At 58.6% G+C, this 21,632-nt stretch carries 24 protein-coding genes and 1 riboswitch; of the genes, 11 read left to right on the top strand and 13 right to left on the bottom strand.

Going from position 1 to position 21,632, the window contains the following annotated elements:
- The first annotated feature begins 68 nt into the window (after positions 1-68).
- Positions 69-590 (top strand): homoprotocatechuate degradation operon regulator HpaR, encoded by a 522-nt coding sequence (hpaR, locus tag ACYJRZ_RS17045; RefSeq protein WP_459460810.1) that lies wholly within the window; start codon positions 69-71, stop codon positions 588-590.
- Positions 591-660: 70 nt separating this feature from the next.
- Here hpaR and ACYJRZ_RS17040 read toward each other — a convergent pair whose 3' ends face one another.
- From ACYJRZ_RS17040 to ACYJRZ_RS17000, 9 genes are all read right to left on the bottom strand, one after another.
- Positions 661-924, bottom strand: a complete 264-nt coding sequence (locus tag ACYJRZ_RS17040; RefSeq protein WP_459460808.1) for a hypothetical protein — start codon at positions 922-924, stop codon at positions 661-663.
- 11 nt (positions 925-935) lie between these two features.
- The gene (hpaH, locus tag ACYJRZ_RS17035) at positions 936-1,739 is read right to left on the bottom strand and encodes a 2-oxo-hept-4-ene-1,7-dioate hydratase (RefSeq protein ID WP_459460806.1); all 804 of its coding nucleotides are present in this window, start codon (positions 1,737-1,739) and stop codon (positions 936-938) included.
- On the bottom strand, positions 1,739-2,611 hold the full coding sequence (locus ACYJRZ_RS17030) for a fumarylacetoacetate hydrolase family protein (protein ID WP_459460805.1): 873 nt from the start codon (positions 2,609-2,611) through the stop codon (positions 1,739-1,741). The genes hpaH and ACYJRZ_RS17030 overlap by 1 nt, the downstream gene beginning before the upstream one ends.
- Positions 2,612-2,634: 23 nt before the next feature.
- On the bottom strand, positions 2,635-4,089 hold the full coding sequence (gabD, locus tag ACYJRZ_RS17025) for an NADP-dependent succinate-semialdehyde dehydrogenase (RefSeq protein WP_459460803.1): 1,455 nt from the start codon (positions 4,087-4,089) through the stop codon (positions 2,635-2,637).
- Positions 4,090-4,157: 68 nt separating this feature from the next.
- The gene (gene hpaD, locus ACYJRZ_RS17020; RefSeq protein WP_459460801.1) at positions 4,158-5,138 is read right to left on the bottom strand and encodes a 3,4-dihydroxyphenylacetate 2,3-dioxygenase; all 981 of its coding nucleotides are present in this window, start codon (positions 5,136-5,138) and stop codon (positions 4,158-4,160) included.
- Positions 5,139-5,177: 39 nt separating this feature from the next.
- Positions 5,178-6,695 (bottom strand): 5-carboxymethyl-2-hydroxymuconate semialdehyde dehydrogenase, encoded by a 1,518-nt coding sequence (gene hpaE / locus ACYJRZ_RS17015; RefSeq protein WP_459460799.1) that lies wholly within the window; start codon positions 6,693-6,695, stop codon positions 5,178-5,180.
- Positions 6,696-6,736: 41 nt separating this feature from the next.
- Positions 6,737-7,123: a 5-carboxymethyl-2-hydroxymuconate isomerase gene (locus ACYJRZ_RS17010; RefSeq protein WP_459460797.1), complete on the bottom strand. Its 387-nt coding sequence runs from the start codon at positions 7,121-7,123 to the stop codon at positions 6,737-6,739.
- Between the two features lie 57 nt (positions 7,124-7,180).
- A complete protein-coding gene (locus tag ACYJRZ_RS17005) occupies positions 7,181-7,693 on the bottom strand; it encodes a flavin reductase (RefSeq protein ID WP_015342805.1) in 513 nt (170 codons plus the stop codon).
- A 10-nt stretch (positions 7,694-7,703) separates the two neighbouring features.
- A complete protein-coding gene (locus ACYJRZ_RS17000) occupies positions 7,704-9,266 on the bottom strand; it encodes a 4-hydroxyphenylacetate 3-hydroxylase N-terminal domain-containing protein (protein WP_459460795.1) in 1,563 nt (520 codons plus the stop codon).
- A gap of 95 nt (positions 9,267-9,361) precedes the next feature.
- On the opposite strand from ACYJRZ_RS17000, the gene ACYJRZ_RS16995 reads away from it, so the two are divergent.
- The gene (locus tag ACYJRZ_RS16995) at positions 9,362-10,255 is read left to right on the top strand and encodes a helix-turn-helix domain-containing protein (RefSeq protein WP_459460794.1); all 894 of its coding nucleotides are present in this window, start codon (positions 9,362-9,364) and stop codon (positions 10,253-10,255) included.
- 42 nt (positions 10,256-10,297) lie between these two features.
- Here ACYJRZ_RS16995 and ACYJRZ_RS16990 read toward each other — a convergent pair whose 3' ends face one another.
- Positions 10,298-11,125, bottom strand: a complete 828-nt coding sequence (locus ACYJRZ_RS16990) for a helix-turn-helix domain-containing protein (protein WP_459460792.1) — start codon at positions 11,123-11,125, stop codon at positions 10,298-10,300.
- Between the two features lie 97 nt (positions 11,126-11,222).
- On the opposite strand from ACYJRZ_RS16990, the gene ACYJRZ_RS16985 reads away from it, so the two are divergent.
- Positions 11,223-12,152 carry a phytanoyl-CoA dioxygenase family protein gene (locus tag ACYJRZ_RS16985; RefSeq protein WP_459460790.1) on the top strand — a complete coding sequence of 310 codons (930 nt, stop codon included), beginning with the start codon at positions 11,223-11,225 and terminating at the stop codon, positions 12,150-12,152.
- 40 nt (positions 12,153-12,192) lie between these two features.
- Here ACYJRZ_RS16985 and ACYJRZ_RS16980 read toward each other — a convergent pair whose 3' ends face one another.
- Complete coding sequence (locus ACYJRZ_RS16980) at positions 12,193-12,957, bottom strand: putative nucleotide-diphospho-sugar transferase (protein WP_459460788.1); 765 nt, start codon at positions 12,955-12,957, stop codon at positions 12,193-12,195.
- Between the two features lie 666 nt (positions 12,958-13,623).
- On the opposite strand from ACYJRZ_RS16980, the gene ACYJRZ_RS16975 reads away from it, so the two are divergent.
- Positions 13,624-13,848 carry a hypothetical protein gene (locus ACYJRZ_RS16975; protein WP_459460786.1) on the top strand — a complete coding sequence of 75 codons (225 nt, stop codon included), beginning with the start codon at positions 13,624-13,626 and terminating at the stop codon, positions 13,846-13,848.
- 70 nt (positions 13,849-13,918) lie between these two features.
- Here ACYJRZ_RS16975 and ACYJRZ_RS16970 read toward each other — a convergent pair whose 3' ends face one another.
- Both ACYJRZ_RS16970 and ACYJRZ_RS16965 read right to left on the bottom strand, forming a co-directional pair.
- A complete protein-coding gene (locus tag ACYJRZ_RS16970; RefSeq protein WP_459460784.1) occupies positions 13,919-14,398 on the bottom strand; it encodes a pyridoxamine 5'-phosphate oxidase family protein in 480 nt (159 codons plus the stop codon).
- A 62-nt stretch (positions 14,399-14,460) separates the two neighbouring features.
- Positions 14,461-14,736 carry a hypothetical protein gene (locus ACYJRZ_RS16965; protein ID WP_459460782.1) on the bottom strand — a complete coding sequence of 92 codons (276 nt, stop codon included), beginning with the start codon at positions 14,734-14,736 and terminating at the stop codon, positions 14,461-14,463.
- 277 nt (positions 14,737-15,013) lie between these two features.
- Here ACYJRZ_RS16965 and ACYJRZ_RS16960 point away from each other — a divergent pair, with 277 nt between their 5' ends.
- From ACYJRZ_RS16960 to nrdF, 7 genes are all read left to right on the top strand, one after another.
- A complete protein-coding gene (locus ACYJRZ_RS16960) occupies positions 15,014-15,304 on the top strand; it encodes a hypothetical protein (protein ID WP_459460780.1) in 291 nt (96 codons plus the stop codon).
- 91 nt (positions 15,305-15,395) lie between these two features.
- Positions 15,396-15,938 (top strand): DUF1269 domain-containing protein, encoded by a 543-nt coding sequence (locus tag ACYJRZ_RS16955; protein WP_459460778.1) that lies wholly within the window; start codon positions 15,396-15,398, stop codon positions 15,936-15,938.
- A gap of 220 nt (positions 15,939-16,158) precedes the next feature.
- Positions 16,159-17,256, top strand: a complete 1,098-nt coding sequence (locus tag ACYJRZ_RS16950; RefSeq protein ID WP_459460776.1) for an FUSC family protein — start codon at positions 16,159-16,161, stop codon at positions 17,254-17,256.
- Positions 17,257-17,378: 122 nt separating this feature from the next.
- Positions 17,379-17,596: riboswitch (cobalamin riboswitch) on the top strand.
- 247 nt (positions 17,597-17,843) lie between these two features.
- Positions 17,844-18,065, top strand: coding sequence for a glutaredoxin-like protein NrdH (gene nrdH / locus ACYJRZ_RS16945; RefSeq protein WP_113350929.1), 222 nt, complete (start codon positions 17,844-17,846; stop codon positions 18,063-18,065).
- Between the two features lie 11 nt (positions 18,066-18,076).
- Complete coding sequence (gene nrdI / locus ACYJRZ_RS16940; RefSeq protein ID WP_459460774.1) at positions 18,077-18,472, top strand: class Ib ribonucleoside-diphosphate reductase assembly flavoprotein NrdI; 396 nt, start codon at positions 18,077-18,079, stop codon at positions 18,470-18,472.
- A 20-nt stretch (positions 18,473-18,492) separates the two neighbouring features.
- The gene (gene nrdE, locus ACYJRZ_RS16935; protein ID WP_459460772.1) at positions 18,493-20,634 is read left to right on the top strand and encodes a class 1b ribonucleoside-diphosphate reductase subunit alpha; all 2,142 of its coding nucleotides are present in this window, start codon (positions 18,493-18,495) and stop codon (positions 20,632-20,634) included.
- A gap of 20 nt (positions 20,635-20,654) precedes the next feature.
- Complete coding sequence (gene nrdF, locus ACYJRZ_RS16930) at positions 20,655-21,629, top strand: class 1b ribonucleoside-diphosphate reductase subunit beta (RefSeq protein WP_459460770.1); 975 nt, start codon at positions 20,655-20,657, stop codon at positions 21,627-21,629.
- Positions 21,630-21,632: the final 3 nt, after the last annotated feature.

The raw sequence follows: 21,632 nt of genomic DNA, 5'->3' as shown, positions 1-21,632 counted from the left end.
GCAGTCGCCTTGTTTTGAATGATTCTCATGTTAATCAATGAGAATCGTAACCGAAGCGAACATGCCCAATGCAGAGCAAAGCAGATAACGGCGTTAAGCCGCGCCCAGAGTCGGACTCGATAAGGACACAACCCAAGCGGCCGCTGCTGGACCGCCGCCGTTCCCTGGCGATCGGACTTCTGCGTGCCCGCGAAGCGGTCATGAGTCATTTTCGACCGATCCTGGCGGCGCATGACGTGACCGAGCAGCAATGGCGCGTCATTCGCGTTCTCTACGAAGGCGGCAAGCTCGACGCCACGGAACTCGCAGACAAGGCATCCATTCTTGCCCCGAGCCTGACGCGTATGATCCGTTCACTCGAAGAGCGCGGTTTCATCACCAAGCATAAGGATGATGCCGATGGCCGCAGGGTGTTGTTGCAGATCACGGCGGCTGGGGAGGCAGTTGTCGAGGACGTGATGCCCGAGAGCCTGAAGGTCTATGCAGATATCGATGCTCGCTTCGGCGTGGAGCGCGTCGAGAAGCTTCTCGATATGCTGGATGAATTGGCGGCCTTGAAATTGGAGAATGGCTCGGTCGGTGAAGAGTGAGGAGCCGCTTCGGTTTTATTGATCCATTGAATACGCAATTCACGAGCTATGACTGCAGCGGCCTCAGCGGTTAATAGACCTCGACGTCTTGAGGCGGCTTGGCGGCATCCGCCTTCTTGAAATCGTCAAGGAGTTTGATTGTGGCATTGGCAAGCAGGGTAACGTCGTTGCCAATCGCGACGAAGGTGGCGCCAAGTTCGAGATAGCGTTTGACCAGCGAGAGATCGCCGATCAGGATGCCGGCTGCCTTGTCGTGCGACTGGATTTTTGTAAGCGCCTTTTCAACTTCCACCTGCATATCTGGGTAAGCCGGATGCCCCTGAAGTGCCGGCATGGTTCACTCCTTCATGCAAAGAACAGGCTGACCGATCCGTAGGGCCCGAAATCGGCGTTGATCGTATCGCCATGCCGCGCCTCGATCGGGCGGATGAACGAGCCGGCGAGCACGATCTGGCCGGCTTCGATGCCGTCGCCATATTGCGACAGTCGATTGGCAAGCCAGGCGATGCCACGTGCAGGCTGGTTGAGCACGCCGGCGCCAAGCCCGGTTTCCTCCACTTCGGCATTGCGGCTGACGATCGCACCCATCCAGCGCATGTCGATCTCACCGGGCCGCACAGCGCGGCCGCCGGTGACGATGCCGGCATTGGCGGCATTGTCGGAGATGGTATCGACGATGGTGCGCGCCTTTTTCGTATCGGGATCGACGCGAAGGATACGCGTGTCGAGGATCTCAAGAGCCGGCGTCACATAGTCGGTGGCGTTCAGCACATCGAAGATCGAAATGTTCGAGCCCTTGAGCGGCGCTTTCATGACGAAGGCGATCTCGGCCTCTATACGCGGCTGGATGAAGCGGTCGGCCGGCACGGTAGCGCCATCTTCGAAGACCATGTCGTCGAAGAGCACGCCGGAATCCGGAATGTTGATGTTGAGGGCGTATTGCATCGCCTTCGATGTCAGCCCGATCTTCCAGCCGATCGGCTTGCGGCCGCTCGCGATCTTCTTCTGCACCCAGGCGCTCTGGACGGCATAGGAATCGTCCATCGTCATCTGGGGATGCTTGAGCGAGAGTAGCCCGGTCTGGACGCGCGTCCGCTCCGCCTGATCGAGGCTTTCGGCCGCAGCCTGGATTTCATCTTGCGACAACATCAGCGCACCTCGTCAGCAATGGTATTTTTCAGGATGCCAAGGCCATCGGCCTCGATTTCGACGACATCGCCCGGCTTTAGCCAGATCGGCGGATCGAAGCGGGCGCCGGCGCCCGTCGGCGTGCCGGTGATGATGACGTCGCCGGGAACGAGCGTAGTGAAGGTGGAGATGTAGTTGATGATCTTGCGGAAGGAGAAGATCATCCGGCTGCTGCGGTCGCTCTGGCGCACCTCACCGTTGACGCGGGTCGTGAGCGCAATGTCTTCGAGCTGGGCCGCATCGGTGAAGGGGATCAGCCAGGGGCCGATCGAGCCGGTATTGTCGAAGTTCTTGCCCTGGGTAACGTTGAACTTCGCGTGACGCACCCAGTCGCGGATCGTGCCCTCGTTGCAGAGCGACAGGGCTGCGATATGGGAGAAGGCGTCGGCCTCGGCGATCCGGCGGCCGCCCTTGCCGATGACGATGACGACCTCGCCTTCATAGTCGAGCTGTGGGCTTTCCGGCGGCCGGATCAAGGGCTGGCCGTGCCCCGTGAACGACCGCGGAAAGCGGATGAACAACGAGGGATTGGGCGGCGCTGCCTGCCCATCCTTGTATTCCTCATTGCGGTCAGGGAAATTGACCCCGACGCAAATGATCTTTTCGGGCGACGGAATCGGGATTTCGAAGCGGATGTCGTCGAGCGCGAAATCCGGCTTCAACGTCTTGGCTTCCTCGGCGAGTTGAACGAGGCGACCGGCCTCGATCACGTCGCGCAGCGTTGGCCATGTCGCGCCGTGGCGAGCCGAGAGGTCGACGACACCGCCGTCGACTACAAGCCCGTAGCCATGACGGCCGCTTCTCGAAAAAGACAGGAATCTTGGATGGGTCATGCTTTCGCGGCCTTCTCTTGACCTCAGACGACGCCGCCGAGGCAGACATATTTGATTTCGGTGAATTCCTCGATGCCGTAGCGCGAACCCTCGCGGCCGAGGCCTGAGAGCTTGACGCCGCCGAACGGCGCTTCGGCCGTCGAGATCAGGCCAGTATTGACACCAACCATGCCATATTCCAGCGCTTCGGCGACGCGGAAGACGCGGGCAAGATCCTTGGCATAGAAATAGGAGGCAAGGCCGAACTCGGTGTCGTTGGCCTGGACGATGACATCGGCTTCATCCCTGAAGCGGAAGAGGGGAGCGACCGGCCCGAATGTTTCTTCTCTTGCGACCGCCATGGCAGGGGTCACGTCGGCAAGCACCGTTGCCTCATAGAAGCGTCCGCCGAGCTGATGACGATGACCGCCGGCGACGACGCGGCCGCCCTTGGAAAGGGCATCGGCGACATGCTCTTCGACCTTGGTAAGAGCTGCCTCGTCGATCAGCGGGCCGAGATTGATGCCTTCATCGAAGCCGTTACCAGTCTTCAGCGAGCCGACCGCCTTCGAGAGTTTTTCGGCAAAGGCATCATAAACGCCATCCTGCACGTAGAGACGATTGGCACAGACGCAAGTCTGGCCATTGTTGCGGAATTTGGCGATCATCGCGCCTTCGACGGCGGCATCCAGATCGGCATCGTCGAACACGATAAAGGGCGCATTGCCGCCAAGCTCCAGCCCGAGTTTCTTGATGGTCGGCGCGCTCTGCTTGTAGAGCTCGGCGCCGACTTCGGTAGAGCCGGTGAAGGTGAGCTTGCGCACGACCGGGCTTGCGGTCATCTCACCGCCGATGGCACGGGCTGAGCCCGTGAGAACGCTGAAAAGGCCCTTCGGCAGGCCGGCGCGCTCGGCAAGGACCGCAATGGCGATCGCCGAAAACGGTGTCTGCGAGGCAGGCTTCAGTACCATGGCGCAGCCGGCGGCAAAGGCCGGGCCGGCCTTGCGTGTGATCATCGCATTCGGGAAATTCCAGGGTGTGATCGCCGCGACGACGCCGATCGGCTGTTTCATGACGAGGATGCGCTTGTCCTTCTGGTGGCCGGGGATGATGTCGCCATAGACGCGGCGGGCTTCCTCGGCGAACCATTCGATAAAGCTGGCGCCATAGGCGATTTCGCCCTTGGCTTCGGGCAGGGGCTTGCCCTGTTCCGCCGTCAGGATGCGTCCGAGATCGTCCTGGTTTTCCATCATCAGCTCGAACCAGCGCCTGAGGATGCCGGAGCGCTCCTTGGCGGTGCGGACGGCCCATTCCTTCTGCGCGGCTTCGGCTGCGGCAATCGCCTTTTTGGTCTCGGCCGCGCCCAGATTGGGAACGAGGCCGATGATCTCGCCCGTTGCGGGGTTGTCGACCTTGATCGCATTGGAGGGATCGGCCTCGATCCACTCGCCGCCGACCAATGCGGCCTGCCGGAACAATGTTGTGTCTTTCAAATTCATGACGGACTCCTCGCGCTTTCGAACGTTGATGAGGAGCGGGCGTTTTCGTCCGCTCTCAAGGGTAACGCTTAAGGCGCGATAATCGGCTGTGCCTTCAGATGAGGCTCGGCGACTTCCGCACCGGCGAACAGGCTACCATGTTCGAACCAGGATTTGGGAGCGGGTGCGCCCCACAATGTCTGGCGCTGTGGATCCTTGAGATCCCACTTGATTGGCTCCAGATCGGGATCGACGGTCTGGTAGTCCGAGCAATAGATCTCGATGCGGTGGCCGTCGGGATCGAGAATATAGAGGAAGAAGGCGTTCGAGATGCCGTGGCGCCCCGGGCCGCGCTCGATATGGGCGACCCAGCCTGTTGTCGCCATCAGGTCGAGCAAGTCAATGATGTTGAGCGGCGTCGGCACCCAGAAGGCGGTGTGGTGCAGGCGCGGTCCGCGGCCGTTGGTGAAGGCGATGTCGTGGACGCCGCCCTTGCGATGCGTCCAGGCGGCCCAGAGGCGGCCGGTTTCCGCATCCTCGGTATATTCGGTCACGCGGAAGCCGAGCTCATTATAGAAGGCGACGCTCTCGTCGACATTGGTCGAGAAGCAGTTGAAGTGGTCGATGCGCAGCGGCTTCACGCCCTTGTAGAGTGCGTATTTCTGATGGATCGGCGGCAGACGGTCCATCTTCGAATAGAATTCGAGGGGAATGCCATGCGGGTCGCGGGTACGGAAGGTGCGCGCCTGATAGGGGCGCTCGATCCATTCGACCGGCAGGTCCTTGCCCTTGAAGAAATGCGCAGCCTTGTCGAGATCCTCGTCGCTGAAGACCTTGAAGCCGAGATCGCGGGCTTCGGCCTTGTCGGATTTCTTCAACACGATGCAGTGGTGACCGCGTTCCTCCATTGCCCGGAGATAGATCGTATCGGCCGTTTCATCCGTCACCTGCAGGCCGAGCGTGTCGACATAGAAGGCGCGGGACTTGGCAAGATCGGTGACGCCGAATTCGATATGGCTGAGGCGCACGATGTTGAAAGGCGGATAGAGATTGGGTTTCGGCAGGGGCATTTGTTCCTCCTCCTATGCATATTTATGGATATTGGCGGCTTAGCCACCGAGTTTCTGGATCGTGTGCGGCTTGGTGGCAAAAGCGATATTCTTGGTTTCCATGTAGAAATCGAAAGACCAGTCGCCGCCGTCACGGCCGATGCCGGAGCTCTTGACCCCGCCGAAGGGTGTCGGCAGATGGCGGACGTTTTCCGAATTGACCCATATCATGCCGGCTTCGAGGTGATCGGTGAAGCGGAAGGCGCGGGTGACGTCCGAGGTCCAGAGATAACCGGTCAGGCCGTATTGCACGTCGTTGGCCAGCGCCAGCGCATCGGCTTCATCCTTGAAGGGAATGGCGGTCAGCACCGGCCCGAAGATTTCTTCCTGAGCAATGCGCATCTGGTTGTTGGCGCCGGTGAAGAGTGTGGGCGAGACGTAGCAGCCACCGCCAGGACCGTTGACCTTTTCGCCGCCTGCGGCCAGCCTCGCACCTTCCGAGCGGCCGATCTGAATATATTCCAGCACCTTCTTTTCATGCACGGGATGGACGAGCGGGCCGACGACTGTTTCCGGATCAAGCGGATGGCCGACCTTGATGCGCCTGGCCTTCTCGGCGACGATCGCGGTGAACTTGTCGTAGATGCTTTCCTCGACCAGCAGGCGCGAGGACGAGGTGCAGCGCTCGCCATTCAAAGAATAGATCATGAAGACGGCGGCATCGGCGGCGCGTTCCAGATCGGCATCGGCAAAGACGATGACCGGGTTCTTGCCGCCGAGCTCGAAATGCACACGCTTCAGCGTATCGGCGCCCTGCTTCATGATCATCGAGCCGGTGCGGCTTTCGCCAACGAAGCCGATCGCCTTGATTAGGGGATGTTCCGTGAGAGCCTTGCCGGCGTCTTCGCCGAAGCCGTTGACGAGGTTCCATACCCCCTTCTGGAGGCCAGCGTTTTCGGCGATCTCCACCAGCAGGCGGGCCGTCAATGGCGAGAATTCGGCCGGCTTGTGGACGATGGTGCATCCGGCGGCAAGCGCCGGCGCGATCTTCCAGGTCGACAGCATGAAGGGCGTGTTCCAGGGCGTGATGATGCCGACCGGGCCGATCGGCACGCGTGTCGTCAGGTTCACCTGACCTTCGGCACGCAACGTCTTGCCGTCGCGGGCTTCCGGCGCGCGATCGGCGAAGAAGCGGAAGTTTTCCGCACCGCGCAGTGCGGCCTTGGCCATGAATTTCAGCGACTGCCCGGTGTCCATGCATTCGACGAAGGCGATCTCTTCGGCGCGGGCCACAATTGCATCGGCGATCTTGTGAAGAAGCTTCTTGCGCGTTTCGCCGGGCATGGCGGCCCACTCTGCGAAGGCAGCCTTTGCGGCTTTTGCCGCACGATCGATGTCGGCTGCCTTGCCGTGTGCAATGGTGGCAAGCGGCTTCAGATCGACAGGCGAAATGGTCTCGAAAGCCGAACCGTCATCGGCTGGAACATCCTCTCCATTGATGCGGTTGAGAACACCGCGATCCTTGAAACGGGCGAGAAAGCCTTCCGCCTTTGCGATGTTTTCCTGCAGTTTGGACATCGTCTATTCCTTTGGTGTTATGTCGTCCCGCGAAGGGAATGTCACTTGCCGCGAAGCCGCGGATGGATGGCGTTCTTCTTCCAGCTCAGTTCCGCATCGATCTCGCGGATCTCAAGCGAAAGGGCAAAATGCGGCGTCTCGAAAAGTGGGCCGAGAACGTCGATCGCTGCGGCGAAGATTGCTCCGCCGGTGCGCTTCTTTTCGTCGTCGGTGCGGCCTTTGCCGATGCGGAAGTTCAGGTCGACGAAGGCGTTTTTGGGTAGCTTGTCGGCGATGGCATAGTGATCGGCGCGAAAGGCGCGCACCCGCACAGCCCCGACCTCGAAAAGCCCGGTTTCCAGGACCGTCTTCAGCAGCCGCTCGCAGAGCGCACCGATATCGGCGCGGCCGTCCAGATTGGCCGAATATTCGATGGCGAGATGCGGCATTGAGTCCTCCCGACTTCTCACGTGTGAACAGCTTATTCTCTTTACCCAACCTCGGCCCTAGCCGCCGAAGCTGCCCGTCTGGGTCGGCACATGCACGTAGTTGCGGTCGAAATAGAGCAGCGCATGTCCGTCCTTGCGGCTGCGGATATCCATGACTTCACCGATGAAAATATGGTGCGTGCCGACCAGGCGCGCTTCCGTCAGGCGGCAATCGAAAGAGACGATGGCGTCGGAAAGTGCCTGGCTGCCGGAGCGGAAGTTGATCCATTCCGCGGCGGCATAGCGCTCCTCCATGTCGGCGCGCTGGCCGGCGAAATAGCCGGCCAGTTCCTTGTGCTCCTGTGTCAAGACATTGACGCAGAAGCGGCGATTATCGAGGAAGAGGCTTGTTTGCGCCGAGCGGCTGTTCATGCAGACTAGCAGCGTCGGCGGCTCGTCGGTGACGCTGCACATGGCCGTCGCCGTAAAGCCACCGCGGCCGGCTGGGCCATTGGTGGTAATCACGTTGACCGGCGCGCAGACCCTGGCCATGGCGTTGCGAAATTCGGTTTTCGAGAGTTGCTCCTCCATGGCAACATCCTCACTCGGCGGCGTTGCGAACGGGGGAGGTACCACCCAGCGGCGGCAGCCACGTGTCTCCGGTCCAGCCGTTTTCGTCGTAATCGCTCATGCATTGATCGACGAGCGCTTCCATCTCCTTCAGCCGCCCGCCACGCTCGGCGCCCTTCAGCACCTGCAGGCGGACTTCCTCCGGCGCGCCGGCATAGTTGAGCTCGTAAAGGGCGTGGCGTCCGCCGAATTCGGTGCCGGTGGCGTCCCAGAGCAGCTTCATGATCTTGATGCGCTCGATATGGCCCATGTCGTTGGAACCGCGCACATATTGCGCGAGATAGCGGTCGATCTCCGGATTGCCGAAATCCTTGGCCGAAGAGGGCAGATAGATCAGGCCCGACGCGATGACCTTGCGCACGGTTTCGATGACGCGCGGATAGGCCTCCGACATGAAGGTGCGATAGGAGAGGGCGGCTTCCATGTTCGGCAGTACCGCGCCATTGGCCCAAGGCTGCGGATTATAGGCCATGGCGTTGGAGAAGGACCAGAACATGTGGCGAAGCGCGATGACCTCTCCGAGCGCCGCCTGGTTGCCGCGGAAGGCATCGCCTCCGGTCGCGCGCAGCGCCTTGGCCAGCAATCCGGCAATAAAATCGAGCTTCACGGCGAAACGGGTGCAGCCCTGGAAGCAATAGCCATGCATGAAGCCCGAGGCGGGATGGAAGGAGAGGATCTTTGCCGCGTCGCGCAGCACGAGCACGTCCTCCCAAGGCACGAAGACATTGTCGAGCACCAGGATCGCGTCATTCTCGTCGAAGCGTGACGACAGCGGGTAGTCGAAGGGATGTCCCACAGTATTGGCGGTCTGCTCATAGGAGACGCGGCAGAACATCTTGATACCAGGCGCATTCATCGGAACGATGAACATGACCGAGAGTGATGGGTCTTCCGTGACCGTCGCCGAACTCTGGGCAAGGAAATTATAGTGGGTCAGCGCCGAAGACGTCGCCACCACCTTGGCTCCGGAGACATAGATGCCGGCATCAGTTTCCTTGGTGATGTGGACGAAAACGTCCTTCACGGCATCAGCCGGCTTATGGCGGTCGATCGGCGGGTTGACTATCGCGTGGTTCATGAAAAGCACGGATTCCTGCGCGCGCTTGTGCCAGGAAAGCGCATTGTCTTTGAATGGTCCGTACCAATCGGCATTGGCGCCGAGCGTGTTCATGAGGGCCGCCTTGTAGTCGGCGGTACGACCCATCCAGCCGTAGGACATGCGTGCCCAATCGGCGATGGCGCCCTGCTGGGCAACAAGCTCGGCGGAAGATTTCGCCACGCGGAAGTATTTATGAGTATAGCCGCCCGATCCCGTATCTGTCGGCGAAGTCAGGCGTTCCTTGGTCTTCTCGTCGTGCAGCGCGTCGTACATGCGGGCGAGCGAACGGACTGAATTGCGCATGGCAGGGTGCGCGGTCACATCGGCAATGCGCTCGCCATTGATATAGACTTCGCGGCCGTCGCGCAGGCTTTCCAGATATTCGGCGCCGGTAAACGGACGGGTCTTATCGCGGCGGTGATCTTCAGCTCGCATCTCGTATTCCTCCCTCGAGATCATTGCCAATGCTACGTCCGAAGCATTGCCGCGACCATGGACAAAGGGGGCAATTCGCTGGTACTTTTTCCGGCATGTCGCAGAAGAGCGAAATCCCGAATTTCTTTGTTTATGGCGTGCCGAGCCGGGCGCTGGATGTCGGATTCCTGCATGTGGAAACGGTCATGGATCGTAAGACGCTGCATTTCGGGCATGTCGCGCCTCATAAACACCCGCTGATGGGGCAAATCACCTATTGGTACAAGGGTGGTGGTCGCTACCGAATCGAGGATCGGACTTGGAATTTTTCCGCTCCGACGATCAGCTTCGTGCCGAGCAACATCATTCATGGATTCGATGTCGATGATCAGTCCGACGCCATCGTTGTCTCGATATCGGATGATACTTTAAAGGCGCTGGCGCCCCAGCTAGATCTGAGCCTCGATCTACCGACCTTTCTATCAGCTCATCCACGCGACCCTTCCTGGCAGAAGGTTGATGCACTGCTGCAAATGGTCAGTGCCGAGTATCGCGAGCGCGGCGGTCAGAGCGAAAAGATCATGCTGGGGCTGATCGGTGTTGTACTGTCGCTGATGAACCGGCTCGGCGGTAGCGCGGCACTGCCGTCGGCCTCGCCGATCGTGGCGCTTGCCTTGGCGCTGCGCAGCGCTGTCGACAGGCATTACAAAAGCGATTGGCCGGTGGGCAACTATGTCGAGTTGCTCGCCACGACGCCGCATCTGCTCGACAAGGCGGCGCGCGAGGTATTCGGCCATACCGTCAAGGAAATGCTCTTGGACCGGCGGCTGCTCGAAGCCAAGCGCCTGCTGATGTTCACTATCCGCTCCGTTGAGGACATCGGTCGCGAGGTGGGCTTTGAAGATCCCGCCTATTTCTCGCGCTTTTTCCGCAAGCGGGTGGGGGAGGCGCCGGCGGCCTGGCGGCGCCGGAATTTGGAGCGGGAGCCCTCGGGTAATGATGTGGCGTAATAAGGGTGGGCCGCTATGACGAGTTCGACATATTTTGATCGATTAGTTTCTCCGGTAGCGGGCGCGGAATTCGCGCGGCGTGCAATTTTCGCGCTCATGGAATAGCCGAGAGAAGTAGAATGGATCATCGAATCCGACTTTCGAAGCGATGATCTCGATCTTGTCGTCCGTCATCGTCAACAACTCCTTCGCGTGGTCCATGCGCAGGCGGAGCTGAAAGGCCTTCGGCGGCAGCCCGACTTCCGCCGTGATTTTACGGCGCAGCGTTGCGGGTGACATTTGGTATTCCGCGGCAAAGGCTGCCATATCAAGGGATTGTGTCGCTCTTTGGCGAAGCGCTTCGATGATTTCACCGACATCCAAGCCTTGCTGAGGGGAGAGAACGGCCTGGCTCGCTTGCCGTGCAGCCAGAATGACGATCTGATGAAGAGCGGATGAAGCAGCGGCTCTCGACAGGTTGGTGTCTTCGATCAGGTCGTCATGGATAGAACCGAAGAGACGCTGAATATTGTCGAGATTACGCAGGATGGTGAGCGGATTCTGCTCGCTGATGAGGCGAAGGCGCAGGAAGTCGCGCACGAGAGAGCCTTCGAAAAGTGCCCATCGTTCGCTCCAGCCTTCAGCATCGGGGCCATACGAATGCTGGCGGTTCGGAAAGAGCCAGAAGAGCGCCGGGCCTTTCACGCTTCTGCGGCCGCCGGCATCCGTTTCGAGAAAACCCTGGCCGCTCTCGACGAGAACCACCGCATAGCTTGGCAGCTTCCGTGCCTTGACTGCATGCATGGCATGCTGCTTTCCGCTGCCGGTGACCGACAGCCCTCCGGCGGCGGCAAGCGGCGAGCGGTATATGGCATGTGTTGCCGGTTTCATGATGAGCGAAAAGTCCAGTGTGATTTTCGTCCATGTAGTGAAGCATCACTGATTGCTAGATTCAATGGGCAATCATTTCGAAACATGGGCGAGTGAAATGTCGATTTCGATGCAGGTCGTGTCCTCCGGCGAGAGCGTATTCAACCTTGTTGCCAATGGAAAGGTTCTCTCCACCGCGCCCCATCGGCTCGGTTATCTCACCCCGACCGATCCGGGCATCGGCGTCGAGGCAATCCGCACGCTCTACGAGGAGAACGGCTATGTGTGGCTCAAGGGATTTCTGCCGCGCAAGGACGTGATCGATTTTCGCGGCTGGGTCTTCGGTCATATGGCGAAAACAGGGCTGATAGAGAAGGGAACGGACCCAAGGGATGGAATATCGTCCGCATTGGCGCCGGAAAGCCGGGATGTCGATCGTTGCCTGATGTCTCTGGTCCGCTCGGTCGCCTATGAGGGCTTTTGCGCGCAACCGCGCCTCTCGCGCTTCATGGACGAATTCCTGTCGGGCATCTCCTATCTGCACAAGCGCAAGATCATGCGCCATGTTCGGCCGGGAACGACGACAGCGACGCCAGCCCATTATGATCTGGTCTATCTTCGCGGCGGCACCAGCCGGATCGTGACGTCATGGATACCGATCGGCGATATCCCGATCGAAATGGGCGGTCTGACCTATCTGGAGGGATCGCACGCGATCGGCCTCGACATGGAGCGGGAGTTTGGCGAAAACAACAGGGATCTCGATCCTGAGGAACGCGTGAGCGCCTATAATCGAAAAATGACGGAGGGTGGCTGGGTTTCGAAGGATCTGCCCGACATGGCGGAACGCTTCGATACACGCTGGCTGGTCGCCAACTATGAGGCAGGCGACGTCATGCTCCATTCACCATTCATGATCCACGCCTCCACCACCAATCAGGACAGCCAGCACAGACTGCGCCTTTCCACCGATATTCGCTATCAGAGCGTCGAGGACGAGATCGATGCACGATGGAACAACCACTGGACGCTCGGCGACATGCTGTGATCTGGTTTGGCTCCCGTTGAAGCTTCGCTTGAAGCGTTCCTCAGTCATCATCCTTTAGAACGCGCTCGATTTCTTCGACCCTATCACGGCGGCGCTTCAGGCGTTTGCCGATGCGGCCAAACCAGCGTTTGCGCTTGGTCGCCTCGCGGCTTGCCTGTAGCTGCTCGATGAAGACGTGGCCAACAGAACCATTCTCGACCCGATCGAATATCCAGCAGAATGAAGCGGGCAACCTGACCACACGAAATTGCGGCGTCGCACTTGCCGCATCCTCGGCGATGATTTCTTCCAGAACGACCTGATCCCACACATCGGGCCTGGCAAGGCAGCCTTCCCGCCAGCGGTCGATGAGCTGCGCCGCACCAGGCGTATCGTTGATGAGAATGGTCGCGCTGATGAGGCGTTCATCAAATTCATAGTAGGCAGCAATGTCGCATTCGAGTTTACGAAGCTCCGGCCAGGGATTGCGATGGAAGACGGCATCAACATCGACATAAAGTATCGGTCCGCGAAGCCTCGCCCTTTCCTGGAGCAGGAAGCCGGGTTTCAGCCCGGCATTCAGCACCCAGCTGCCGGCGCTGGGCACTGCGGTTGCATATACTTTCAACCCGATCCGTTCCGCCGAATGGGCCATACGCTCCTTTTCCTGCTCGTAGAAACTGCCTTCGGTGAAAAACGCGACAATCGGGCCATCGGCGCTCGTTGCCATGGATTTGCGCTCGGCCAGATCCCGTTTTGCCGGAAAGGGGACAATCAATGCACGCTGCTGCGGGCTCCATGGGCGAATTTTATTGAGGATATTCAAGAAAGCACCTTCAGGGCTGTGAGCTTCAATCGGATATCCGCGGCTTAGAATATGTTGCGGACAAGATTGAGAGTGTGGGTAAACAGAGCATTTTGTCTGGCCGATGGCGGAAGCATCGCATCCGTGACGTTTGTGCCGGATTGGCAAACCGTTTGATCTTCGCTAATCGATTGTCATGTCCGATAATGTCATCAAGTTTGAACGCCGTCCGAAGCCGAAACCGCCGAGACAAACGCCTCCCTGGCTCAAGCGCTTGCTGGCGGTCCTAGCCGTTATTGCTTTTTTTGTAGCAGCCTTCGCTTATTTCACGCTGAAGAACGGCGGAGCCGGCCCGATATTTTAACAACTCACGCCTCATGCGATCTTGAGTCGGTATCCAGACGACGGATTCTGCGACTTGGTGCTTTGCGGCAGCATGATGGCCTTTGGCATCCAGAATTGCCGCTAGGGGGACGGTTCCCGCACAACGGCGCTTTGATCCCACGCGTTTTCAAGATTGCAAAAGAGCTTTTTGGATAGATTTTCTTTTGTGAGTATTGTAGATATTTCAATGGATTAATGGGGTTTTTTGATATCGCTTCTGTCCGGCAGCGGGTGGAAGTTCATCTTCACGTTTCTATATTTTAGGAATGATCATGGTCTGACAAACAGGAAGAGGAGCAGGACATGACATTGACCTCGCGAGACGTCACAGCGGTACTCGGCCCTGTCGACGAGGCCCTTATCGCCGATATCGTTGCGACGGGCGCAACGCCGACGGAATTGTCCGAGGCATGGGCTTGGGTTAACAGCGATGAGGCTTTGATCGGCGAAGGCCGCCATCTGCCCGCCGGCAAGGTGGCAGCGCTGGTGGATCTGCTTTCCTCCGATGACGAGGAATGGGAGGAATAGCCATTCGCGCCTTCTTAGGGCTCAATGCAGCCATGCCGCCACATATGTGCGGCATGGCTGCAGTTAAAGGCTAAAGCTCGACCTTCACGTTGTCGCCCATGTCGGGTCTTGTATTCGAGACTGCGGCGGCCGCCATCTTGATGTAGCTGATGATGCTACCGGGGCTATCCCAATATTCGGCGAAGATAGGCGTTACCTTCAAAACGCGGATCGACGGATCGTCGGCGCTCTCCCACCAGGCTCTAGCTCCCGTGGACCAGAGATCTCTGACGCGTTCGCGGTCATTGCTGACTTCAGCCGTCCCAGATATCGAGACATATTTCTGACCCCTGGTGTCGGCAAAAGCGAGGCAGACATTCGGCCAGCGGGCGATCTCTTCATCCTTGTGGCCCCCGACATCCGTCAGGAAATAAATCGCGTTTTCAATCGGTTCTGGATGTGCAGCCATCGGCCGTGCGCGCAGGCTGCCGGATATTTGCGTGGTCAGCATGCAAAAGCCGATTTTGTCGACCAGTTCCCAGACGCGCGCGTTCTCGTCGATATCGGTCATGATTATCTCCTGGTTTCGATTGCAAGGGGATGGAGTGAAGCTGAGATCACCCGATGAAGGACCTATGGTTGTTCGCGAGTGCCAGGTGCCGCCTCACGCTGGTCCGCGTCTTCAAGATCGCTCTTCACGACGAAGGCATCGCCATGCTGGCGGACGGCTTCTTTTTCCGCTTCGATATTGGGCACGTCGTCAGGAGCGCGCTCTTTGACGTGTTCCGACGCCGCATCGATCTCACCTTTGGTCTGGTCGGCGGGAACTGATCCTACGCGATTGCGGGTGACGTCATGTTGGGCCTTCGAATTGCCATTGTCGCGTCTGGTGTCTGTCATTTCGCTCATCCTGTTCGTCAGATCGGAAAAGTCTCGCATCATTTCGAAAGCGCTGCCGCCTGGAGCCTTTCGTGGTGCAGTGATGCCGGCCACATCAATCAAACCGCGTGGCGCTTTCATTGTTCCGTACTTACCAGGCAGACGCCGAACTGGCGGTTTCTTACGGCTTTGTAAACCGAAGGGTTGGGTGAAACGGAACCTTGAACACGAATTTGCGCCTTCCTAAGTGAGTGGCAGCCGAGGCTTTATGAGCTCGGTCACAATCACGTCTGTTAGGAGTGAGCAAATGGAAGAAAGAACAAAAACGATCGAAGACCTCAGTGTCGAAGAGCGTGAGGAAATCCTCATCGATGTCGCGAAGACTCTGGAAGGCAATGCACGCGAGGCCTTTGTCGAAGGCAACAAGCAATTCGCCATCCTGTCCACCAATATGGCGGAAGCCATCCGCGTCAATGCAGATCAGCTTGCCCGCGATGATCCGGAAAATGCGGAACGGCTTTTGCAACAGGCTGTCGCAATGATCTCGCAGTTCAATGCTACTCATCCTTACCGATTGGTCAGCACGGCTGTTCACTAGAGCGTTTTCGCGATTCGAAGAAAAGCGAAACGGCTCTAAAGAGCCTTAATGCCCGACTTTTCGTTTCGACAACACGACCCGGAGGATTTCGATGTCAGAACTTGTTGTGCTTGGTTTCGATGATGCCGATAAAGCGGACGCTGTGCTGAACCGCCTTGTTCAGCTCGAAAAGGAATATCTGATCGATCTGGAGGATGCCGTTATCGCCGTTCGTGATGAATCCGGAAAGGTTCGCCTGAAGCAGAGTGTCAATCTGACGGCGGCCGCCGCCGCAAGCGGCGGTCTTTCCGGGGCTCTCTGGGGGTCACTCGTTGGGCTGCTTTTCCTCAATCCTCTGGCCGGTCTCGTCGTTGGCGGCGCAATCGGTGCGGGTTCGGGCGCTTTGGCCGGATCGCTGGCGGACTACGGCATCGATGATGGTCTTATCGAGAAGCTGGCGGAAACCATCCCGGTGAAGAGTTCCGCGCTATTCCTCCTCATCCGCAAGGTTCAACCGGAAAAGGTGCTTGCCGAATTCAAGGGTGAGCATGCTCGACTTCTGCGCACCTCGCTATCGCCCGAACAAGAGGCACGGCTGCGTCAGGTGCTCGTTGAGGAGACGCCGCCGACATCTGAGGCTTCCGCCACGGTTTGAAGCTAAATCTTATCCCCGCTCCTGTCATGGGCGACTGCGCGTGCTTTGTACAGCGAGCATGGTGGATCAACGGCTTGACGGCGCGCTTGCTATTGCCTGCGCGCCTTCCATATTCGCGCAAATACTGCCATTGTTGGTCATGCGGTCATTCACTAGCGGCAGTAGGGAAGGGGCAAGGCCCGGACAGCAATTGTCAGCATACCAGGCGAAAACTTGCGCGATGACCGATCCTGTAACTCGTCAACGACAGCCGCCATCAGCGCCCAAAACGTCGCTGATCCAGACTAAGCGTGCGGCAGTGCAGGCGCTTAGGGTTATGATCGCCTGCACGATCACCTATGCCGTCTCCCAGCTTCTTCACCTTCAGCAAGGCTATTGGGCGGTCTTTACCGTGTTGATCGTCATGCAGGCATCGGTGGGTGCCACCGCCGGAGCGGCTTTCGACCGGCTGGTTGCGACGGTCGCAGGTGCCATTCTCGGGGGGATCGCCGTGTTCTTCACGCCGCAGGAGCCGCTTGCGATTGGCGTTGCCTTGATCTGCGCCGTCGGCTTTGCGAGCTTCGTGGCGGCGCGCGTGCCTCGTTTGCGCAATGCCGGACTGACAGCCGCGATCGTCATGCTGACCCATTCCGCCACCGTCCCCGTCGGGATCTTCGTGATCGATCGCATTGCCGAAATTACCCTGGGCGGTGTCGTTGGCGTGCTCGCCAGCTTGTTCATCCTGCCGACGCGCTCACGGACGATAGTGCTGGATCGCTTCGGGTCGGCGCTCGACGTCATGGCGCAGATCTTGCGCAGGCTTGCAGCCGCGGTCGAAAAGGGTGAGCCGGTATCGGCTACGGATGCGAATATCGCGCTCCGTCAATCCTTGATGGCGACGGAAGCGCTTTTGACCGATGCGCAGCGCGAGCGCGCCTTCTGGCTGACGCGACAGGGAATTTCGGAGGCTATCCCACGTTCGCTCTGGCGCATTCGCAACGACATGACCTATCTCAGCCACATCGTGGAAACGCCTTTCCCGCCGGCAATCGTTGAAGCGATCGGACCTCAGGCAGGCGGAACTCTGGAGGCACAAGCCCGCTTTGCGGAGGCATGCGGCAGGGCATTGCGCGCCGGCGGCGAGATCGATCCGGATGTGCTTTCGGCAGGCGACGAAGCCTTCGACGCCGCGTTCAGCACCCTTCGGACTTCCGAGGCCGCCCAGTCGATGGGATTTAGCGAAGCGGGCCGGTTGTTCGGCCTCGATTTCACATTGCGGCGCATGCGCCAGAATTTTCTCGATCTCGCCGACCGTATCCGCGAAAGCAGTGTCAGGTGAAAAGGCTCAGGCTGCTTCTGGCCAATCCCTCAGCCCCCGCGTCGGGTGCGATGTTCGAGAGCCATCAACATGGAAATCTGCTTGAGGCCATCGAAGCAGTTGACGCAATTTTAACTGAAGATACTATATCTAGTGTTCAAGGTTCTTCTGATTCGCAAGGATTGGAGGCTAAGATGGGAATCCGGTCAGCGAACATGATGTTTGCCAAGCCGGAGCTGCCCCCGCAACTGTAAGCGGCGAGCATTCGTTTGATGACGTCACTGAGGCCTCGTGTCTTGGGAAGGCGAGACGAATGTTGCGACCCGCGAGCCAGGAGACCTGCCTTGAGCAATAGCGTCCACGGGCGGGGTGTCCTGCTGGCGAGCGATGATCATGCGGCATGATGGCCGCCCGTCGCTTCCTCGAAGACCCGCTGAATAACTTCGGGGTGAAGTGCATGTTCCTAAGTATCCATAGTCGCCAGCGCGAGTGACGGCCGCTCAAATGCGTCCGGCCGCCGGCTAGGTTTGTCTCCACTTTTCACCCGACGAGCGGGCATCACCCGATGCCCGAGCGATTTTCCATGCCCATCCATACGAGGATATCTCATGAGCATCACCGTCTACAGCAAGCCCGCCTGCGTCCAGTGCACAGCAACGACCCGCGCGCTTGATCGCCAAGGCATCGACTACACCATCGTCGACGTGTCGACCGATGCCGCTGCCTATGAACTGGTGCAGGGTCTGGGTTACCGCCAGGTTCCCGTCGTTGTTGCCGGTGAACAGCATTGGGCCGGCTTCCGTCCGGATATGATCAGCGCTCTCGCTTAAGGATCCGGGCGGTGGGCGAGATCGTCTATTTCTCCAGCCGGTCGGAAAATACCCATCGCTTCGTTGTCAAGCTCGCATTGCCGGCTGCTCGTATTCCGCTTGCCGCGGGAGACGAGTTTCGTGCGACCTCGCCCTACGTCCTGATCGTCCCGACCTATTGCGGCGAAGGCGGCAAGGGGGCCGTGCCCAAGCAGGTGATCCGCTTCCTCAACGATGCGGGCAACCGTTCGAACATCCGCGGGGTCATCGCCGCGGGCAACAGCAACTTCGGCGCGACCTACGGGATCGCCGGCGACATCATCTCTGCCAAATGCCGGGTACCATACCTCTATCGGTTCGAACTTCTGGGCACGGATGAGGATGTCGCCAATGTCAGACATGGATTGGAACGATTTTGGACACGCTAAGCTCTTCTTTGTCGCGAGACATGAGCGACCGGCCAACGAAGGCCGCGGAAACGGCATTGGACTATTACGCCCTGAACGCCATGTTGAACCTCTATGACGAGCACGGAAAGATCCAGCTCGACAAGGACCGCATGGCGGCCAAGCAATACTTCCTCCAGCACGTCAACCAGAATACGGTCTTCTTCCATAACCTCAGGGAAAAGCTCGATTATCTGGTGACGGAAGGCTACTACGAGCAGGAGGTGCTGGATCAGTATTCCTTCAATTTCGTGCGCGATCTCTTCGACCACGCCTATGCGAAGAAATTCCGTTTTCCGACCTTCCTAGGCGCCTTCAAATACTACACCAGCTACACGCTGAAGACTTTTGACGGAAAGCGCTATCTCGAACGTTATGAAGATCGCATCTGCATGGTCGCGCTGACGCTGGCGCAGGGCAGCGAGCAGATTGCGCGCGATCTGGTCGACGAGATCATCTCAGGCCGGTTCCAGCCGGCAACGCCGACTTTCCTCAATGCCGGCAAGAAGCAGCGTGGCGAACTGGTTTCATGTTTCCTGCTGCGTGTCGAAGACAATATGGAATCGATCGGCCGCGCCATCAATTCCGCTCTGCAGCTGTCGAAACGCGGCGGTGGCGTGGCACTATCGCTCACCAACATCCGTGAGGCCGGTGCGCCGATCAAGCATATCGAGAACCAGTCGTCCGGCATCATTCCTGTCATGAAGCTACTGGAAGACTCCTTCTCCTACGCCAACCAGCTTGGGGCGCGGCAGGGCGCGGGTGCCGTCTACCTGAACGCTCACCATCCCGACATCATGCGCTTCCTCGATACCAAGCGCGAAAATGCCGACGAGAAGATCCGCATCAAGACACTGTCGCTCGGCGTGGTCATTCCAGATATCACCTTCGAACTCGCGAAGAACAACGAGGACATGTATCTCTTCTCGCCTTATGACGTGGAGCGCGTCTATGGCGTGCCGTTTACCGAGATTTCGGTGACGGAAAAGTATCGCGAGATGGTCGCCGACAGCCGCATCCGCAAGAAGAAGATCAAGGCACGCGAATTCTTCCAGGTGATCGCCGAAATCCAGTTCGAGAGCGGCTATCCCTACATCATGTTCGAGGATACGGTGAACCGCGCCAATCCGGTTGCCGGCCGCATCACCATGAGCAATCTATGCTCCGAAATTCTGCAGGTCAGCGAAGCAAGCGAGTACAACGACGACCTCTCCTACAAGCATATGGGCAAGGACATCTCCTGTAATCTCGGTTCTCTGAATATTGCTGCCGCAATGGACAGCCCGAATTTCGGCAAGACGATCGAGATGTCGATCCGGGCGCTGACCGCCGTCTCCGACATGAGCCATATCTCCTCCGTACCCTCGATCGAGAAGGGCAATGACGAAAGCCATGCGATCGGCCTCGGCCAGATGAACCTGCACGGCTATCTCGCCCGCGAGCGCATTTTCTACGGTTCGGAAGAAGGCGTCGACTTCACCAACATCTATTTCTACACGGTGACCTACCACGCCATTCGCGCCTCGAACCTGCTTGCTGTCGAGCGCGGCCAAAGCTTCAAGGGCTTCGAGAATTCGAAATACGCTTCCGGCGACTATTTCGACAAATATACGAACCGGGAATGGAAGCCGGCGACCGAGCGCGTCGCGGAAATCTTCGAAACTGCCGGCATCACCGTCCCGACGCAGGAAGATTGGCTCGCGTTGAAAAGAGCCGTCATGGAGGGCGGGCTGTATAACCAGAACCTGCAGGCCGTACCTCCCACAGGCTCGATCTCCTATATCAACCACTCGACCTCCTCGATCCACCCGATCGTCTCCAAGATCGAGATCCGCAAGGAAGGCAAGATCGGTCGCGTCTACTATCCGGCTGCCTTCATGACGAACGACAATCTCGACTATTACCAGGACGCCTATGAAATCGGCCCGGAAAAGATCATCGACACTTATGCCGCGGCCACCCAGCATGTCGATCAGGGCCTGTCGTTGACGCTGTTTTTCCGCGATACCGCGACCACGCGCGATATCAACAAGGCGCAGATCTATGCCTGGAAGAAGGGCATCAAGACTATCTACTACATCCGGCTTCGCCAGATGGCGCTCGAAGGCACGCAGGTTCAAGGCTGCGTTTCCTGCACGCTCTGAACCTTTGAGGGACGATGAAAATGAACATGCAATTCAAGCCGGCAAGCCGGGTTCGCGCCATCAACTGGAACCGCATCGAGGACGACAAGGATCTTGAGGTCTGGAACCGCCTGACCGGCAATTTCTGGCTGCCGGAAAAGGTGCCCTTGTCGAACGACATTCAATCCTGGGCGACACTCAAGCCCGAGGAGCAGCAGCTCACCATCCGCGTCTTCACCGGCCTGACGCTGCTCGACACGATCCAGAACGGCGTCGGCGCCGTCAAGCTGATGGCCGATGCCGTAACCCCGCATGAAGAAGCGGTGCTGTCGAATATCTCCTTCATGGAAGCGGTGCACGCGCGCTCTTATTCGTCGATCTTCTCGACGCTCTGCCTGACGCCCGATGTCGACGACGCCTATCGCTGGTCGGAGGAGAACGAGTTCCTGCAGAAGAAATCGACGCTGATCATGGAACAATATGCCTCGGGCGATCCCTTGAAGAAGAAGGTCGCCATCGTCTTCCTCGAAAGCTTCCTGTTCTATTCCGGCTTCTATCTGCCGATGTTCTGGTCGAGCCGTGCCAAGCTCACCAACACAGCCGATATGATCCGTCTCATCATCCGTGATGAAGCCGTGCATGGCTATTACATCGGCTACAAATTCCAGCGCGGACTTGAAGGGCTTTCGGAAGAGCGCAGGCAGGAAATCAAGGATTTCGCCTTCGATCTGCTGCTGGAGCTTTATGATAATGAAGCCAAGTATACCGAAGCGCTCTATGACGGCGTCGGGTTGACCGAGGATGTCAAGAGGTTCCTGCACTACAATGCCAACAAGGCGCTGATGAATCTTGGTTACGAGGCGCTGTTCCCGGCCGAGGCCTGCAAGGTCAATCCGGCCATTCTTTCGGCGTTGTCGCCGAATGCGGATGAAAACCACGACTTCTTTTCGGGCTCCGGCTCCTCCTATGTGATCGGCAAGGCGGTCGCCACCGAGGATGAAGATTGGAATTTCTGAAGG

The organism is Rhizobium sp. No.120, assembly GCF_054558365.1.
The sequence above is the reverse complement of the archived record's forward strand: the minus strand, read 5'-3'. Positions and strand labels throughout refer to the sequence as shown.

Coding starts and splice junctions, on each gene's coding strand:
- nrdE (WP_459460772.1), top strand. CDS start 18,493: ATGAGCGACCGGCCAACGAAGGCCGCGGAAACGGCATTGGACTATTAC.
- ACYJRZ_RS16985 (WP_459460790.1), top strand. CDS start 11,223: ATGTCGATTTCGATGCAGGTCGTGTCCTCCGGCGAGAGCGTATTCAAC.
- ACYJRZ_RS16995 (WP_459460794.1), top strand. CDS start 9,362: ATGTCGCAGAAGAGCGAAATCCCGAATTTCTTTGTTTATGGCGTGCCG.
- hpaH (WP_459460806.1), bottom strand. CDS start 1,739: ATGTTGTCGCAAGATGAAATCCAGGCTGCGGCCGAAAGCCTCGATCAG.
- ACYJRZ_RS16990 (WP_459460792.1), bottom strand. CDS start 11,125: ATGAAACCGGCAACACATGCCATATACCGCTCGCCGCTTGCCGCCGCC.
- ACYJRZ_RS16965 (WP_459460782.1), bottom strand. CDS start 14,736: ATGAGCGAAATGACAGACACCAGACGCGACAATGGCAATTCGAAGGCC.
- ACYJRZ_RS17005 (WP_015342805.1), bottom strand. CDS start 7,693: ATGGAGGAGCAACTCTCGAAAACCGAATTTCGCAACGCCATGGCCAGG.
- ACYJRZ_RS17030 (WP_459460805.1), bottom strand. CDS start 2,611: ATGACCCATCCAAGATTCCTGTCTTTTTCGAGAAGCGGCCGTCATGGC.
- ACYJRZ_RS16960 (WP_459460780.1), top strand. CDS start 15,014: ATGGAAGAAAGAACAAAAACGATCGAAGACCTCAGTGTCGAAGAGCGT.
- hpaD (WP_459460801.1), bottom strand. CDS start 5,138: ATGCCCCTGCCGAAACCCAATCTCTATCCGCCTTTCAACATCGTGCGC.
- ACYJRZ_RS17040 (WP_459460808.1), bottom strand. CDS start 924: ATGCCGGCACTTCAGGGGCATCCGGCTTACCCAGATATGCAGGTGGAA.
- gabD (WP_459460803.1), bottom strand. CDS start 4,089: ATGAATTTGAAAGACACAACATTGTTCCGGCAGGCCGCATTGGTCGGC.
- nrdF (WP_459460770.1), top strand. CDS start 20,655: ATGAACATGCAATTCAAGCCGGCAAGCCGGGTTCGCGCCATCAACTGG.
- hpaE (WP_459460799.1), bottom strand. CDS start 6,695: ATGTCCAAACTGCAGGAAAACATCGCAAAGGCGGAAGGCTTTCTCGCC.
- nrdH (WP_113350929.1), top strand. CDS start 17,844: ATGAGCATCACCGTCTACAGCAAGCCCGCCTGCGTCCAGTGCACAGCA.
- ACYJRZ_RS16970 (WP_459460784.1), bottom strand. CDS start 14,398: ATGACCGATATCGACGAGAACGCGCGCGTCTGGGAACTGGTCGACAAA.
- ACYJRZ_RS16975 (WP_459460786.1), top strand. CDS start 13,624: ATGACATTGACCTCGCGAGACGTCACAGCGGTACTCGGCCCTGTCGAC.
- ACYJRZ_RS17010 (WP_459460797.1), bottom strand. CDS start 7,123: ATGCCGCATCTCGCCATCGAATATTCGGCCAATCTGGACGGCCGCGCC.
- ACYJRZ_RS17000 (WP_459460795.1), bottom strand. CDS start 9,266: ATGCGAGCTGAAGATCACCGCCGCGATAAGACCCGTCCGTTTACCGGC.
- ACYJRZ_RS16950 (WP_459460776.1), top strand. CDS start 16,159: ATGACCGATCCTGTAACTCGTCAACGACAGCCGCCATCAGCGCCCAAA.
- hpaR (WP_459460810.1), top strand. CDS start 69: ATGCAGAGCAAAGCAGATAACGGCGTTAAGCCGCGCCCAGAGTCGGAC.
- ACYJRZ_RS16955 (WP_459460778.1), top strand. CDS start 15,396: ATGTCAGAACTTGTTGTGCTTGGTTTCGATGATGCCGATAAAGCGGAC.